This window comes from Paenibacillus sp. PastM-3 (assembly GCF_029893965.1).
Lineage (GTDB): Bacteria > Bacillota > Bacilli > Paenibacillales > Paenibacillaceae > Paenibacillus_AQ.
Genome location: NZ_JARXXP010000027.1, coordinates 1 through 15,197 on the forward strand (window position 1 = coordinate 1; position 15,197 = coordinate 15,197).

General features: G+C 52.0%; 13 protein-coding genes and 1 rRNA gene. 13 read left to right on the forward strand and 1 reads right to left on the reverse strand.

The window, feature by feature from the left end; all coding sequences use genetic code 11:
* Positions 1-39 precede the first annotated feature (39 nt).
* The 9 genes from rrf to pssA all read left to right on the forward strand — a co-directional run bounded on the left by rrf (position 40) and on the right by pssA (position 10,284).
* A 5S ribosomal RNA gene (gene rrf / locus M2108_RS25815) occupies positions 40-156 on the forward strand.
* A gap of 432 nt (positions 157-588) precedes the next feature.
* Entirely contained in the window at positions 589-1,761 is a 1,173-nt protein-coding gene (locus M2108_RS25820) for a GNAT family N-acetyltransferase (protein ID WP_277472260.1), read from the forward strand.
* Between the two features lie 407 nt (positions 1,762-2,168).
* The gene (locus M2108_RS25825) at positions 2,169-2,630 is read left to right on the forward strand and encodes a CtsR family transcriptional regulator (protein ID WP_068727723.1); all 462 of its coding nucleotides are present in this window, start codon (positions 2,169-2,171) and stop codon (positions 2,628-2,630) included.
* A 27-nt stretch (positions 2,631-2,657) separates the two neighbouring features.
* On the forward strand, positions 2,658-3,182 hold the full coding sequence (gene mcsA / locus M2108_RS25830; RefSeq protein ID WP_090719484.1) for a protein-arginine kinase activator protein McsA: 525 nt from the start codon (positions 2,658-2,660) through the stop codon (positions 3,180-3,182).
* Positions 3,183-3,210: 28 nt separating this feature from the next.
* The gene (gene mcsB / locus M2108_RS25835) at positions 3,211-4,275 is read left to right on the forward strand and encodes a protein-arginine kinase McsB (RefSeq protein ID WP_277472261.1); all 1,065 of its coding nucleotides are present in this window, start codon (positions 3,211-3,213) and stop codon (positions 4,273-4,275) included.
* A gap of 36 nt (positions 4,276-4,311) precedes the next feature.
* Positions 4,312-6,783 (forward strand): ATP-dependent protease ATP-binding subunit ClpC, encoded by a 2,472-nt coding sequence (clpC, locus tag M2108_RS25840; protein WP_039877432.1) that lies wholly within the window; start codon positions 4,312-4,314, stop codon positions 6,781-6,783.
* A 238-nt stretch (positions 6,784-7,021) separates the two neighbouring features.
* Complete coding sequence (gene radA / locus M2108_RS25845; RefSeq protein WP_277472262.1) at positions 7,022-8,389, forward strand: DNA repair protein RadA; 1,368 nt, start codon at positions 7,022-7,024, stop codon at positions 8,387-8,389.
* Between the two features lie 15 nt (positions 8,390-8,404).
* Positions 8,405-9,481 carry a DNA integrity scanning diadenylate cyclase DisA gene (gene disA / locus M2108_RS25850; protein WP_068727717.1) on the forward strand — a complete coding sequence of 359 codons (1,077 nt, stop codon included), beginning with the start codon at positions 8,405-8,407 and terminating at the stop codon, positions 9,479-9,481.
* A 65-nt stretch (positions 9,482-9,546) separates the two neighbouring features.
* Positions 9,547-10,284 carry a CDP-diacylglycerol--serine O-phosphatidyltransferase gene (gene pssA / locus M2108_RS25855; RefSeq protein WP_090719478.1) on the forward strand — a complete coding sequence of 246 codons (738 nt, stop codon included), beginning with the start codon at positions 9,547-9,549 and terminating at the stop codon, positions 10,282-10,284.
* A 62-nt stretch (positions 10,285-10,346) separates the two neighbouring features.
* Here the strand turns inward: pssA and M2108_RS25860 are convergent, their stop codons facing one another.
* Positions 10,347-10,742 (reverse strand): nucleoside triphosphate pyrophosphohydrolase family protein, encoded by a 396-nt coding sequence (locus M2108_RS25860; RefSeq protein ID WP_277472263.1) that lies wholly within the window; start codon positions 10,740-10,742, stop codon positions 10,347-10,349.
* A gap of 211 nt (positions 10,743-10,953) precedes the next feature.
* Between M2108_RS25860 and M2108_RS25865 the strand changes: the two genes are divergently transcribed.
* The 4 genes from M2108_RS25865 (at position 10,954) to gltX (ending at position 14,839) form a co-directional block, all read left to right on the forward strand.
* A complete protein-coding gene (locus tag M2108_RS25865; RefSeq protein ID WP_277472264.1) occupies positions 10,954-12,042 on the forward strand; it encodes a PIN/TRAM domain-containing protein in 1,089 nt (362 codons plus the stop codon).
* Between the two features lie 97 nt (positions 12,043-12,139).
* Positions 12,140-12,832: a 2-C-methyl-D-erythritol 4-phosphate cytidylyltransferase gene (gene ispD / locus M2108_RS25870; RefSeq protein ID WP_277472265.1), complete on the forward strand. Its 693-nt coding sequence runs from the start codon at positions 12,140-12,142 to the stop codon at positions 12,830-12,832.
* A gap of 3 nt (positions 12,833-12,835) precedes the next feature.
* Positions 12,836-13,324: a 2-C-methyl-D-erythritol 2,4-cyclodiphosphate synthase gene (gene ispF, locus M2108_RS25875; RefSeq protein WP_068727711.1), complete on the forward strand. Its 489-nt coding sequence runs from the start codon at positions 12,836-12,838 to the stop codon at positions 13,322-13,324.
* A 51-nt stretch (positions 13,325-13,375) separates the two neighbouring features.
* Positions 13,376-14,839, forward strand: a complete 1,464-nt coding sequence (gltX, locus tag M2108_RS25880; protein ID WP_277472266.1) for a glutamate--tRNA ligase — start codon at positions 13,376-13,378, stop codon at positions 14,837-14,839.
* Positions 14,840-15,197: the final 358 nt, after the last annotated feature.

Here is a 15,197-nt window from a genome sequence, read left to right on the forward strand (position 1 = left end):
CCAAATGTCTAGCGGCAGCGTCTGTTTCACAGACGCATGTTTGGTGGCGATAGCGGAAGGGTTCCACGCGTACCCATCCCGAACACGACCGTTAAGCCTTCCAGCGCCGATGGTACTTGGACCGAAGGGTCCTGGGAGAGTAGGACGCCGCCAAGCGCGTGAGTCCACTGTTGAGTAATCGACAGTGGACTTTTTGCGTCTGTGAATAATTGTGGAAAACTTGTGGATAATTCAGATTGCTGCTGAAAAAATACACACATGTGGATAGTTTTTTCACTTAACGATTTATCCCTATTAAGGGCGAGAAAAAGCAGGAAAATGTGATTTAGTCAAGAATAATTCCGTATAATACACCGTTTTTGTGGATAATATGTGGAATTTGTGGATAACGGTCGCATAACCGTGGATAAGTTTTTCAGCCGGAGGCCCTTTGCCCCGGCTTTTTGTGTTGCTGTTTTTAATTTGTGGATAACTCATGTGGTTTTTCTATTAGTCTGCAGAAAGTCTGCATAAAATTAGCATACAGCTATCTGGCTTGTTATACTCTCTATAAGCATTTATAAATACAAGTTGATGAGGTGAACAGATGTGGAAATAAGGCAGCTGAAGGCAGAAGAATTTGAAGCAAACTTGACCCTTTCTGAATATGCGTTTCAGTACAAAGTATCCGCTGAGAACCGCATAACCAATAAAGAAAAGTTCAAGCCGGAAAAAGTATGGGGCGTTTTTGAGGAGGGAGAGCTGAAGGCCGGACTCACGCTTCTTCCTTTGGAAGTACATATACAGGGCAGAATTGTCTCCATGGGAGGAATTGCCGGGGTAGCCACATGGCCGGAGAACCGCAGACAGGGCTACGTCGCGACTCTATTAAAGCATATCCTGCAGGTGATGAATGAGAATGGTCAGTCACTGTCAATGCTGCATCCGTTCCTGATTCCCTTTTACCGCCGGTTCGGCTGGGAGGTTTATTGCGAATACAAAAAATACACTATTCCTGTAGGGAAGTTTCCGTTGAAAACCGAGATCGAAGGCAGTGTGCGGCGTGATGCTGCTGATCTAGAAACGCTGGACCAGCTGTATAGCCGGTTTGCAGCCCGTTATAACGGAACGCTGAAGCGCAGTATGGAATGGTGGAAGGAGAGTGTCCTGGATCAGGACATGCATCACGGCCTGTTTGTCTCGGATGCAGGCGAACCAGAGGGTTATGTACTGTATAAGCTGGAGAACAGGGAGCTCGTTATTGATGAATTTGTCTATCTGAATGAAAAAGCGCGCCGCGCGCTCTGGACGTTCCTTGCCAATCACGATTCCATGGTCACAGGTGCTTCGCTGAAGCTGGTGCCGTCGGATGATATCCTGCCGTTTTTGCTGCCGGACCCGCGGATTTCCCAGGAGAATTATCCCTACTTTATGGCGCGGATTGTTAATGCACAGGGCTTCATAGAATCGTTTATTTTCAATAAACAGCCGGAAGTCCGGAAATATACTTTGTACATTAGAGATGAGCACGCTCCGTGGAACGACGGACGCTGGGGACTGACTGTGAATACAGATGGAACAGCTTCGCTGGTCCGCTCCGAGGCTGCAGACGGGCAGGCAGACCTGAGCTGCAGTATTGGAACGCTGACAGTACTGCTGATGGGATATAAGCGTCCGCAGGAGCTGGCCAGATACGGCAGCCTGACGGGCGATCCGGAAGCGCTGAAATGGCTGGAAGAGATTGTACCGCATGCCGAGACCGCCTTGGTTGATTTTTTCTGATGTCGCCGAAGCTCTGCCGCTGTTTTGCAGCAGGGAGAGCTTCTTTTTGTACATATAAAATCACCGGACCGTAAGAATATCCCGAATACATTGGCGGCATTAAGTAAAAAATAAGAGTAACCCCTTGGAATTCAGTGAGAATATGTTATAATATGAAAAAAGTCAAAGAAAGTCAAAGTCAACGAAGGCTCACCTGAGCTTTTCTGTTACCTCTGCTTTTTAGTTATTTATAGCAGTGGATCTGCCGGGCTCAAAATATATACCCTAAAGGACGACGCTGTCACTGTTTATGCGGCAGCCAAGCCGGGATTCGTGCTTTCACTCTTGGGTTAAGTTCTTTAGAGGTTACTCCGGGCGGATTCGCAGCACAGACGTACACTATTGCATTAAGCACTGGAGGATGAGTGATGCGTAATATCTCTGATATTATCGAACAATATCTGAAGAATATTTTGCATGAAAGTCCCGAGGGTACGGTGGAAATCCAGCGCAATGACCTGGCGGACCAGTTCTCATGCGTGCCGTCACAGATTAATTATGTCATCAGTACACGTTTTACCTTGGAGAAGGGCTATGTGGTGGAGAGCAAGCGCGGCGGCGGAGGCTACATACGGATTCAGCGTTTTGAGCTGCCCCAGAATGTGGCGCTGTACGCTCATCTCAAATCTACAATAGGAAATGATATTGATCAGAATTCTGCCGAAGGGCTGATTTATCAGCTCGAGGAAGCTCGTTTCCTAAGCAAACGTGAAGCGTGTCTTATGCGCGCCGCTGTTTCCCGGGAATGCCTGACGGTTAATCTGCCGTACCGGGATGAGATTCGTGCCAAGATTATGAAGGCGATGCTAATCTCTTTGTTGGGCAAATAATGGTCATCATAAGGGAGGGACTCCGCTATGCTGTGTCAGGAATGCGGCGTCAAACCGGCTACTCTGCACTTTACCAAGATCGTAAGTGGAGAGAAGACGGAATTTCATATTTGTGAAAGCTGTGCCCGTGAAAAAGGGGAGATGATTCCCGGAACCGCAGGGGGCTTCTCGATCCACAGCCTGTTATCCGGTCTGCTCGATCTTGAAGGGGCCGGCAAGGAGAAGTCAGCAGCGACCAAAAATGTACAGGGTCTGCACTGCGAGAGCTGCGGCATGACCTATTCCCAGTTCAGCAAGCTTGGACGGTTTGGCTGCAGCTCCTGCTATAAATATTTTGACAGCACACTGGACCCGCTGTTCAGAAGAGTTCACGGCAGCACCGCACATGTAGGCAAACTGCCCAAACGCGCCGGTGCACAGATCATGTGCAAGCGTCAGATCAATGAATTGAAGCATGAACTGCAGGAGAGCATCATCCAGGAAGAATTTGAAACTGCAGCCGAGCTGCGGGACAAAATCCGCAAACTTGAAAAAGAAATGGCACAAGAGTAAAGTCTTTCATATATAGGGGGGATACGACATGTCAAGTCTCCGTTTTACCGAACAAGCGCTTAGCAACTGGATGCGCTGCGGCGGCAGCCACTCTGAAATTGTGATCAGCAGCCGTATGCGTATCGCCCGCAATCTGGAGCATCTGCCGTTTCCGCTGCTGGCCTCGGCAGAGCAGGCGGAAGAAGCACTGGAACAGCTTGCCCCTGTATTTCAGGGAGAAGCCGCTGGTAACCTCGGAACCTTTGAACTGCTGCGGCTGGATGAGATTACAGAGCTGGACAAAAAAGTGCTGGTGGAGAAGCATCTGATCAGCCCAAATCTGGCCAATGATTCCCGCGGCGGAGCGGTTATCCTGAACGAGGATGAGTCGGTCAGCATTATGATCAACGAGGAGGATCATCTCCGAATCCAGTGCCTGTTTCCCGGATTGCAGGTCAAGGAGGCCTGGGAGCGGGCAACGGCCATAGATGATATTTTTGAAGCCTCCGTCAATTATGCCTTTGATGACAGGAGAGGGTATCTGACAAGTTGTCCTACCAATGTAGGCACTGGGCTCCGCGCTTCGGTTATGTTGCATCTGCCGGCGCTGGTGATGACCCACCAGATCAACCGTATTTTATCGGCTGTTAACCAGGTTGGCCTGACTGTAAGAGGAATTTACGGTGAAGGCAGCGAAGCAGTAGGTAACATTTTTCAGATTTCCAACCAGATTACACTGGGACAGACCGAAAGTGAAATCATCGAGAATCTTCACAGTGTAGTTACACAGATTATTGAGCACGAACGTAATGCCCGCGAGCGGCTGCTGACTGATTCAGCGCTGCGGATCACCGACCGGATTAAACGCTCCTACGGGATTCTGGCATACGCAGCTGTCATGGAGCTTAAGGAATCCGCACAGCGGCTCTCCGATCTGCGGCTGGGTGTGGATCTGGGCATTCTGGAAGGTCCCTCGATCTCCGTGCTGAATGAGCTGAATGTGAAGACACAGCCGGGGTTCCTGCAAAAAATGTTCGGTGACGAGCTGTCAGCTACCGAACGCGATATGTACCGGGCGAAGCTGCTCCGGGAAACACTGGGATCACAACATTAATTATAGATATTTATTATCCGTGGAGGTGCATGAGATATGATGTTTGGAAGATTTACGGAACGCGCACAAAAAGTGCTGGCGCTGGCGCAAGAAGAAGCTGTACGGCTGGGACATAACAACATTGGTACAGAACATATTTTGCTCGGACTGATTCGTGAGGGAGACGGCATTGCCGCCAAGGCACTGATTGGACTGGGTCTGGGACTGGAGAAAATCCAGGACGAAGTGGAAACGCTGATCGGCAGAGGACAGGAACAGCCTACCAACATCGCGTACACTCCACGTGCCAAAAAAGTTATCGAGCTGTCGATGGACGAAGCACGCAAGCTGGGCCATACTTACGTCGGCACAGAGCATATCCTGCTCGGCCTAATCCGTGAAGGTGAGGGCGTAGCTGCCCGTGTACTTAACAACCTGGGAATCAGCCTGAACAAAGCACGCCAGCAGGTACTGCAGCTGCTTGGCAGCAGTGAAGCTACTTCAAGCCACAGCGGAACGCCTGCGAATGTCAGCACGCCAACGCTGGACGGCCTGGCCCGTGACCTAACTGCCTATGCGAAGGACGGCAACCTTGACCCGGTTATCGGGCGCAGCAAGGAAATCGAACGTGTAATTCAGGTGCTCAGCCGCCGGACCAAAAACAATCCGGTACTGATTGGCGAACCCGGGGTAGGTAAAACCGCAATCGCCGAAGGTCTGGCCCAGAAAATCATCAACAATGAAATTCCGGAAACGCTGCGTGACAAGCGCGTTATGACCCTCGATATGGGTTCAGTGGTGGCCGGAACCAAATACCGCGGTGAGTTTGAAGACCGCCTCAAAAAGATTATGGATGAAATCCGTCAGGCTGGTAACATTGTACTCTTTATCGATGAGTTGCACACCCTGATCGGGGCAGGCGGCGCGGAAGGTGCCATTGATGCCTCCAACATCCTGAAGCCGGCCCTGGCCCGCGGAGAGCTGCAGTGCATCGGTGCCACAACACTTGACGAATACCGCAAATATATTGAAAAAGACGCAGCCCTGGAGCGCCGCTTCCAGCCGATCACGGTGGATCAGCCTTCTCCTGAGGAAGCCGTTCAGATCCTCTACGGACTGCGTGACCGTTACGAAGCCCATCATCGGGTGAAGATCACCGACGAAGCGATTGTGGAGGCTGTGAAGCTGTCCGACCGCTACATTCCTGACCGGTTCCTGCCGGACAAAGCGATTGACCTGATCGATGAAGCGGGTTCCAAGGTTAGGCTGAACTCCTACACCATCCCGCCGAATCTCAAGGAACTGGAAATGCGCCTTGACGATATCCGCAAGGAGAAGGATTCTGCGGTACAGAGCCAAGAGTTTGAGAAGGCTGCTGCGCTGCGTGATACCGAGCAGAAGATCCGTGAAGAGCTCGACACAACCAAGAACCAGTGGAAAGAAAAACAGGGCCGTACCGACTCCCAGGTTACACCTGAGGATATCGCTCAGGTTGTAGCCAGCTGGACCGGTATTCCGGTAAGCAAGCTGAAGGAAGAGGAGACGGACCGTCTGCTCAATATGGAAGCTCTGCTCCATGAACGCGTAATCGGCCAGGATGAGGCTGTTAAGGCTGTCAGCCGGGCGCTGCGCCGGGCACGTGCGGGTCTCAAAGATCCTAAGCGTCCAATGGGCTCCTTCATCTTCCTCGGACCAACCGGGGTAGGTAAAACCGAGCTGGCTCGTGCACTTGCCGAAGCGATGTTCGGTGACGAGAATGCCGTAATCCGCATCGACATGTCGGAATACATGGAGAAACACTCCACGTCCCGCCTCGTAGGGGCGCCTCCAGGGTATGTAGGGTATGAAGAAGGCGGACAGCTGACCGAGAAGGTACGCCGCAAGCCATATTCCGTAGTATTGCTGGATGAGATCGAGAAGGCTCACCCTGAAGTATTCAACATCCTGCTGCAGGTGCTGGAAGACGGTCGCCTGACCGATTCCAAAGGCCGCGTAGTTGATTTCCGCAACACGCTGATTATCCTTACCTCTAACGTAGGGGCACAGGCTATCAAGAGAAATTCAACCCTCGGCTTCACTGCTGTGCAGGATGCCGGAGCGGATTACAGCAACATGAAGGGCAAAGTAATGGAAGAGCTGAAGAAGAGCTTCCGTCCTGAGTTCCTGAACCGTATCGACGAAATCATTGTCTTCCACTCGCTGGAAGAGAAGCATATCGCCGAAATTGTTACACTCATGTCCGACGAGCTGCGCAAGCGGCTACGTGAATACGATGTGGACTTCGAGCTTACGGATGGCGGTAAAGCCTTCCTGGCCAAAGAAGGCTACGATCCGGCGTTTGGTGCCCGTCCTTTGCGCCGCGCGATTCAGAAGCATATTGAAGATCGCCTCTCCGAAGAGCTGCTGAAAGGCAACATTAAGAAAGGCGATTCACTTAAGATCGATGAAGTGAATGGTGAGCTTGTGGTAACCACTGTAGATGCACCGGCAGCCGCACTTGAAAAAGAAGCCGAAGCAGACAATAAGTAAGAAAGACCGTTGAAACAAAGCTGCCGCTCCTCCGTATAGAGGAGCGGGGCTTTTTTTTTTGTTGACCGGTTGTTCGATTGCACAGAAATTGACTAAACCGGCTTAAAATCAGGCAGGTTATAGAGACAGTCCAAAACTAGAGCCTAAGTAACCTTTCGTTCGGGATGGAGAAATGGTAAACTTTGAATAAGGACTGATTATATGCAATTTTAGCAACTTCGTACCGTAAGGAGACCACATGGCAAAAGCAAAAACAAAATTTTTCTGTACCGACTGCGGCTACGAGTCGCCAAAATGGTTCGGCAAATGCCCGGGCTGCCAGGCATGGAACACCATGGTGGAGGAAACGGAAAGCGTAGTCAAAACACAAGGAATGAATGCACCTATTTTTCACAGTAAAGAAAAGGCGCAGTCGATCATAAATATAGAAAGTGACAAAGAACCGCGCATCCTGACAGGTATCGGTGAGCTTAACCGTGTGCTTGGCGGAGGCATTGTCCCCGGCTCGCTGGTGCTTGTCGGAGGAGACCCCGGAATCGGTAAGTCTACCCTTCTGCTGCAGACCTCTCATGCCTTGACCACCCAGGGGCTTCGTGTGCTCTACATTTCCGGGGAAGAATCGGTACGCCAGACTAAGCTCCGGGCCGACCGCCTCGGGGCGTTGTCAGGGGAGCTGTACGTGCTGTGTGAAACCAATATGGAGAGTATTGAAGAGGCGATTGAGCAGATCCAGCCGCAATTCCTCGTGATTGACTCCATTCAGACCGTATTTATGCCTGAGGTGACGAGTGCGCCCGGCAGTGTGACACAGGTCAGGGAGTGTACGACACGCTTTATGCGCATTGCCAAAATCCGTGGAATTGCGACAGTGCTGGTTGGTCATGTTACCAAAGAGGGGGCCATTGCCGGACCCCGGATGCTCGAGCATATGGTAGATTGTGTACTGTATTTCGAGGGGGAACGTCACCATACCTACCGGCTGCTGCGTGCAGTAAAGAACCGTTTCGGTTCAACCAACGAGATCGGAATTTTTGAAATGGGCGAGATCGGCCTCACCGAAGTAGAGAATCCCTCGGAGCTGTTCCTGTCGGAACGTCCGCTGGGTGTGGCCGGCTCAGCCGTCGTGGCCAGTATGGAAGGAACCAGACCGGTGCTCGTTGAGCTGCAGGCGCTGGTTGCCGCCACCCATTTTCCCTCGCCGCGGCGGATGTGCACCGGGATGGATCATCAGCGCATGGCGCTTATTATTGCAGTGCTTGAGAAGCGGATGGGCATGTTTCTGCAGAACCAGGATGCCTACCTCAATGTGGCAGGAGGCGTGAAGCTGGATGAGCCGGCTATTGATCTGGCAGTTGCAGTCAGCATCGCCTCAAGCTTCCGTGATATTTCCACCAAGCCCTATGATGTCTTCTTTGGCGAAGTCGGTCTTACCGGCGAGGTCAGAGGTGTCTCGCGTGCCGAAACGCGGGTCAAAGAGGCGGCTAAGCTGGGCTTCCGGAGGGTGATTATGCCTGAAAAGAGCATGAAAGGCTGGAAGCATCCGCAGGATATCCAGATTATCGGCGTCAGCACCGTAGCAGATGCATTAAAGGTCGCGTTAGATTAGGGGGCTAATAGGAAGATGAAAGAATATACTCAATTAGAGAACATGAATGACCTGCTGAGGATGGCAGCGCCGGGCACACCCTTCCGGGAAGGTCTGGAGAATGTGCTCCGGGCCAAGACGGGTGCACTCATCGTAGTCGGATACAGTCCTGAAGTGATGGAGGTTGTGGATGGCGGCTTTTCCATCAACTGTGATTTCTCTCCCAATTATTTGTATGAGCTGGCCAAAATGGACGGCGCCATTATATTAAGCGAGGACCTCAAACGGATTCTTTATGCCAACACCCAGCTGATTCCCGATTCGTCCATCTCTTCGATTGAGACCGGAATCCGTCACCGGACGGCGGAGCGTGTTGCCAAACAGACCGGCAAGCTGGTTGTTTCCATCTCGCAGCGGCGGAATATCATTACGCTGTATCAGGGCTCTATCCGCTATGCGCTCAAAGAAATCGGGTCCATACTGGCCAAAGCCAACCAGGCGATCCAAACGCTGGAGAAGTATAAAGCAGTGCTTACCCAGGGGCTGACCAACCTCTCCGCCTCCGAATATGAGGGGATTGTTACTGTTCCGGAGGTCGTGGGGGTCATCCAGCGTGTAGAGATGGTGCTGCGGATTAAGATGGAGATCAAACGCTACATCAACGAACTTGGCAACGAAGGCCGCCTGATCAGCATGCAGATGGAAGAACTGGTGGGAAATACAGAGGAAGAAGCCTGGCTCTTATACAGAGACTATGCAAGAGAAGAGCAGGAGGACAAAATCCGTGAAATTATCGCCGGGCTTAAACGCAGCAGTGATGATGAGCTGATGGATGACAATCATATAGCCCGCCTGCTGGGCTATTCTTCGACGGCAATCGCCTCGGAAGAAGCGGTCACACCGCGCGGCTACCGCCTGCTGAACAAGATTCCGCGGCTGCCGAATGTAATCATTCACAATCTGGTGGAGCGCTTTGAAATGCTGCCTAATCTGATGACGGCAAGCATAGCTGAGCTGGATGAAGTGGACGGGATTGGCGAGATGAGGGCGCGCAATATTCAGGATGGGCTTAAACGGCTGCAAAAGCAAGTTCTTATTGACAGGCAAATGTAAATAACATACAATCACGTAATATTGATGGCCGCATGGATTTAAAGTAAGCAGACAGAGGTGAAGAAATGATACAAAAATCAATTCCAAGTCTTTTTACCATTGGTAACCTGATGCTTGGAATGTTTGGTATCATGATGGCGTTAGACGGCAAGCTCAGCATGGCCGCTATCATGGTGATTATTGCTATGCTTTTAGACGGACTGGACGGCCGGGTTGCGCGTGCACTTAAATGTGAAAGTGAGTTTGGCAAGGAGCTGGATTCTTTATCCGATGTAGTCTCCTTTGGGGTAGCCCCTGCTTTAATTATGTATGTGACCAGCCTGCAGGATTTGAATTCTGCACTAGGCTGGACGGTAACGGCGATTTTCCCGGTATTCGGGGCGCTCCGTCTCGCACGCTTTAATGTCCGTCCGGGAATTCCCGGATATTTTGTCGGATTGCCGATTCCTGCAGCGGGTGGCGTACTGGCCACACTGGCTCTTTTCAATAAAGATGTGTCCGCTCCATTCATGATTGTTGCGTCGCTGCTCTTATCCTATCTCATGGTCAGCACTGTAAAATATCCTAACTTCAAGAAAGTCGGTCTGCCCAAAAAAGCAGTGCTTATCGCACCGGTAGTCATTGTAGTGGCTGTGGCCGTGGCTGTTGTTTTCCCTGAGCAGATTGCCAAAATGATCTTTGCGCTGCTGGCGCTGTACGCCCTGTACGGCTTCAAGCAGAACATCGACCGGCTGACAGCGCGCCGCCGGCACCGCCGCAGAAGACGTTCTGAAGACAAGGTATATCAATCAAAGAACGGTTAACCCAAAAAGGCTTTGCCCTCACTGATGACAGTGAACGGCAAAGCCTTTGCTGTTGATAGGGTTCAGGAGAGATTAAACAATCCGAGTGTGGCGCACTTCTGCGATTCCTTGGCGACCACCTGGTCCATATTGATGTTAAGCAGATTGCAGAGGGCGGACATATAGAACAGCTCACGCCCCAGTTCGGAGGCGACCACCTCGCGGCAGTTCTCGCACAGCTCACCTTCCAGATGAGTGCCTGCCAGCTCCTTGGCTTGTTCGAGTCCAAGCGCCGGTTCGAATACCTGCTTGGTGGCGTGCAGCTGGATGCAACCGCATTCCGTTATGGCTTTGACGACAGCACGGTTGACGGATGCGCTGCTCTGGCCGTTTTTGGACATGACATCCAGCAGACTACGGTGACGGAGCAGCAGTTCGGAGACTTGATCCTGAAAGGCCTGTAAACTTGGTGCGCTCATTTTCCATTCACCCCTGGGTTCTTAATTGAGTTCATTATATGCCAGTACCCCCCCTGTTTTCAACGGGAATAGGAGTTCCTGACAAGCTTTACATTACCGGTAACTTTTTTCTGCAGAAAATAAGCGTGCCTGCGATTACCAACCTGATAATTGGAACATACTGGAGAGGTATAGATCATTTCAGGATGAATAAAAGGAGGTGCGTAGGGTTATGTGGAAAAAAATCGTTTTGACACTTGCCGGGTTGCTTGGTGCCTGGTCCGGCTATTCGCTATACCATACGGCAGAAAAAGGATTCCCGCAGGGGATGGACAGATTGGCAGGGGATCTTCCTGTGGATGGGAGCATTTTGTTTACGGTGCTGGGAGCCATTATTTTTTTGATTGCGGGGACTTTATGCGCGGATTGGGGCGGTTCGAAGCTGCGGGAGGCGGTAACGTACTGTTCGCGTATACCGATGAATGAAATGGCTGCAGGCGCCGCAGGGCTGACCGGAGGGCTTCTGCTATCCCTGCTGCTGTATCCGGCCATGGACTGGCTCGGTAAAGCGGGGGATCTGCTGCAGGTGGCGGCTACACTGGGGCTCGGTTATATGGGGCTGCGGATCGGTCTGGAAAAGAAAGAAGAGCTGGCTTCACTCTGGGCAACCGGACGCTGGGGGCAGACGGAAGAGCCGGAAGGCCGGGGGCTAGAGGAGCATAAAATTCTGGATACGAGCGTCATCATCGACGGGCGGATCGCGGATATCTGCAAGACGGGCTTTATCGAAGGGACGATTGTTATACCTGAATTCGTGCTTGAGGAGCTGCAGCATATTGCCGATTCTTCGGATCTCTTGAAGCGTAACCGCGGACGGCGCGGCCTGGACATTCTCAACAAAATCCAGAAAGAGCTGGATGTGAAGGTCCTCATCTACGAAGGGGATTTCGAAGAGATCTCCGAGGTGGACAGCAAGCTGGTCAAGCTGGCGAAGGTGCTACGCGGCAAGGTGGTCACGAATGATTTTAACCTGAATAAGGTTTGTGAGCTGCAGGGTGTGTCAGTGCTGAACATCAACGATCTGGCCAATGCGGTTAAACCGGTTGTGCTGCCCGGAGAGGAAATTATCGTGCAGGTCATCAAGGACGGCAAGGAGCACGGCCAGGGGGTAGCCTATCTGGATGACGGCACGATGATTGTCGTTGAAGGCGGGCGTGAGTATATCGGCACTACGATGGAAGTGCTGGTGACGAGTGTGCTGCAGACCTCTGCGGGCAGAATGATTTTTGCCAAGCCGAAGCTGCTGGAAAAAGCGCAGTAAGCGCCTTGACACAGGCTCTAATATGTCTTACGGGTTGGAAATGCCCGTCAAACACGTTATGATGGGGATATACGTGAAAGACAGGAGCCTAAAGAACATGTCAAACAGTGTGGGCGCCGTAATTGTGGCGGCAGGCAAAGGGACAAGGATGGGGACAGCCGAGAGCAAGCAGTATCTGCTTCTGCAGGATAAACCGGTAATCATTCATACGCTTGAGGTGTTCCAGCGGCATGAGCTTATCTCCGAAATTGTGCTGGTGACCGGTGAAGCGGATATCCTCCGCTGCCGGGAATGGGTGGAGGCCTACAGGCTGGATAAAGTGAAGGCTGTTATTGCCGGCGGAGCCGAGCGGCAGCATTCCGTGTACAAGGGACTGCAGGCGCTGGAGACAGACTGGGTCATGGTTCATGACGGCGTACGCCCGTTTGTACAGGCAACAGAGATCAGCGCCTGTTACAGCAAGGCTGCCCAGACCGGGGCGTCAGTACTTGCTGTACCGGTTAAGGATACTATTAAGCAGGTAGATAGTGCAGGCCAAGTAGTGTCTACACCTGACCGGCGAAGTCTGTGGGCGATTCAGACCCCGCAGACTTTTCGTCTGTCTGAGCTGATGGCGTCCTACGAAGCGGCGGAGCGGGACGGATTCCTCGGCACCGATGATTCCAGCCTCGCGGAACGCAGCGGTATTACGGTCTCTGTGGTGGAGGGAAGCTACAGCAATATCAAGCTGACGACACCGGAGGATCTGGATTTTGCAGAGTTTACACAAAGAATCAGGGGAGAGGGTTAACAGATGATAGCTGTAGGACAAGGATTTGATGTACACCAGCTGGTAGAGGGAAGACCGTGCATTATTGGCGGTGTAACGATTCCTTATGAAAAGGGGCTGCTGGGCCACTCCGATGCGGATGTGCTGCTGCACGCAGTCAGCGATGCCATTCTGGGGGCACTAGGGCTTGGCGATATCGGCCGGCATTTTCCCGATACGGACCCGGCGTTCAAGGATGCAGACAGCCTGAAGCTGCTGGAGCATGTATGGGGGCTTGCCCGTGAGCGCGGCTACAAGCTTGGAAATATTGATTCTACTATAATTGCACAGAAGCCCAAGATGGCTCCTTATATCCCGCAAATGACAGAGATTATTGCCAAAGCGCTGGGTGCTGAGGTTTCCAAGGTTAATGTAAAGGCAACAACGACGGAACAGCTCGGCTTCACCGGACGCGGCGAAGGAATTGCGGCACAATCTATTGTCTGCCTGCTCCAAGATGTGATATCATCTTGAGATGGCTATGCAAGGCCTAATTTTACCCATTATGAAGCGGAGGGAATTACAGTGGCGGATCAAGTCCGGGTGCGTTATGCACCGAGCCCTACGGGACATTTACATATCGGAAATGCCAGAACGGCATTGTTTAACTATCTGTTTGCCCGGAATCAGGGCGGAAAATTCATTATCCGGATCGAAGATACGGACGTAAAGCGCAACGTTGCCGGCGGTGAAGAAAGCCAGCTGAAGTATTTGAAATGGCTGGGTATCAACTGGGATGAGAGCGTAGATGTAGGCGGGGAATACGGTCCGTACCGCCAGACGGAACGTCTGGATCTGTACCGCGTATACTGGCAGGATCTGATCGACCGCGGTCTTGCTTACCGCTGCTACTGCACGGAAGAAGAGCTGGAAGCAGAGCGTGAGGAACAGACCGCACGCGGCGAAACCCCGCGCTATTCCGGCAAGCACCGCAATCTGACCGAAGAGCAGCGTCTTGCCTTTGAGGCAGAGGGACGTATTGCCAGCATCCGCTTCCGGGTGCCGGAAGACCGTACCTATACCTTTGACGATATCGTTAAAGGCAGCATTTCCTTTAATACCAAGGAAATGGGTGACTTTGTCATCGTGAAGAAGGACGGGATTCCAACCTATAACTTCGCGGTTGCCGTTGATGATCACCTGATGGAAATCTCCCATGTGCTGCGCGGGGAAGATCATATCTCCAATACGCCGCGCCAGCTGATGATTTACGAAGCACTGGGCTGGGAAGCTCCGCTGTTCGGCCATATGACGCTGATTGTCGGCGATGACCACAAGAAGCTGAGCAAGCGCAACGAATCCATTATTCAATTTATCGAGCAGTACGACCAGCTGGGCTACCTGCCCGAGGCGCTGTTCAATTACATTTCCCTGCTAGGCTGGTCGCCGGAAGGGGAAGAGGAGATCTTCAGCCAGGAAGAGCTGATCTCTATCTTTACGGCTGACCGCCTGTCGAAGAGCCCGGCAGTGTTCGACAAGAACAAGCTGGCGCATCTTAATAACCACTATATCAAGCATGCAGATCCTCAGCGGATCGCACGCCTTGCTATCCCGCATCTTCAAAAGGCAGGCCGGCTGCCGGCAGAGCTGAATGAAGAGCAGCAGACTTGGGCCGAAAGCCTTGTAGCGCTGTACCAGGAGCAGATGACGGCGGCATCAGACATCGTTGCGTTGTCCGAGCTGTTCTTCCGCAGCCATCTGGAGCTGGAGACTGAAGCAGCCCAGGTGCTTGCCGAGCCGCAGGTGCCGGAGGTTTTGTCCGCATTCCTGGGTAAGGTGGAGGCTACTGAGGACTTCACTGCTGCGAATATGGCAGTGCTGATTAAAGAAGTGCAGAAAGAAACCGGCCATAAGGGTAAAGGGCTGTTTATGCCGATCCGTGTCGCCCTGACCGGCCAGACACATGGCCGTGATCTGAATGTGACAATTGCCCTGCTTGGACGCAACCGGGTAATTGAACGCCTGAAATCACAAATTAAAGGGAACTAGGCTGCAGAAGGCTGCCTATAACCCTTGTCAGTCCAGGTTCTTTTCGCTAAGATAGAGACATATTGTAATAGCTGTGATCAGGAGAAGTATGCGTTTAATGACAATTACCAGAGAGAATAACGGCAGAGGATTTGTATCCTTCGTGGCTGGGAGTTATTCATTTGTCTTCCGCAGAATATGCGCCTGTGAGCTGTGCGGCTGAGCGGTTCCGTGAGAGGAGCGTTAGGCTGTGCCGGGAACGTTGCCGTTATTAACGCAAGAGGGATAGCATCAGCTGCAGGCCGGGAACGGCTATAAGCGCTGATACATGATCCAAGCAGAGTGGAACCGCGGTTTAACGCCTCTGCAGCTTTGAGCT

Bases quoted from the DNA above. Each gene is read 5' to 3' on its own strand.
- mcsA (WP_090719484.1), top strand. From the start codon at position 2,658: ATGCTGTGTCAGGAATGCGGCGTCAAACCGGCTACTCTGCACTTTACC.
- pssA (WP_090719478.1), top strand. From the start codon at position 9,547: ATGATACAAAAATCAATTCCAAGTCTTTTTACCATTGGTAACCTGATG.
- ispF (WP_068727711.1), top strand. From the start codon at position 12,836: ATGATAGCTGTAGGACAAGGATTTGATGTACACCAGCTGGTAGAGGGA.
- mcsB (WP_277472261.1), top strand. From the start codon at position 3,211: ATGTCAAGTCTCCGTTTTACCGAACAAGCGCTTAGCAACTGGATGCGC.
- ispD (WP_277472265.1), top strand. From the start codon at position 12,140: ATGTCAAACAGTGTGGGCGCCGTAATTGTGGCGGCAGGCAAAGGGACA.
- M2108_RS25825 (WP_068727723.1), top strand. From the start codon at position 2,169: ATGCGTAATATCTCTGATATTATCGAACAATATCTGAAGAATATTTTG.
- disA (WP_068727717.1), top strand. From the start codon at position 8,405: ATGAAAGAATATACTCAATTAGAGAACATGAATGACCTGCTGAGGATG.
- radA (WP_277472262.1), top strand. From the start codon at position 7,022: ATGGCAAAAGCAAAAACAAAATTTTTCTGTACCGACTGCGGCTACGAG.
- M2108_RS25860 (WP_277472263.1), bottom strand. From the start codon at position 10,742: ATGAGCGCACCAAGTTTACAGGCCTTTCAGGATCAAGTCTCCGAACTG.
- clpC (WP_039877432.1), top strand. From the start codon at position 4,312: ATGATGTTTGGAAGATTTACGGAACGCGCACAAAAAGTGCTGGCGCTG.
- M2108_RS25865 (WP_277472264.1), top strand. From the start codon at position 10,954: ATGTGGAAAAAAATCGTTTTGACACTTGCCGGGTTGCTTGGTGCCTGG.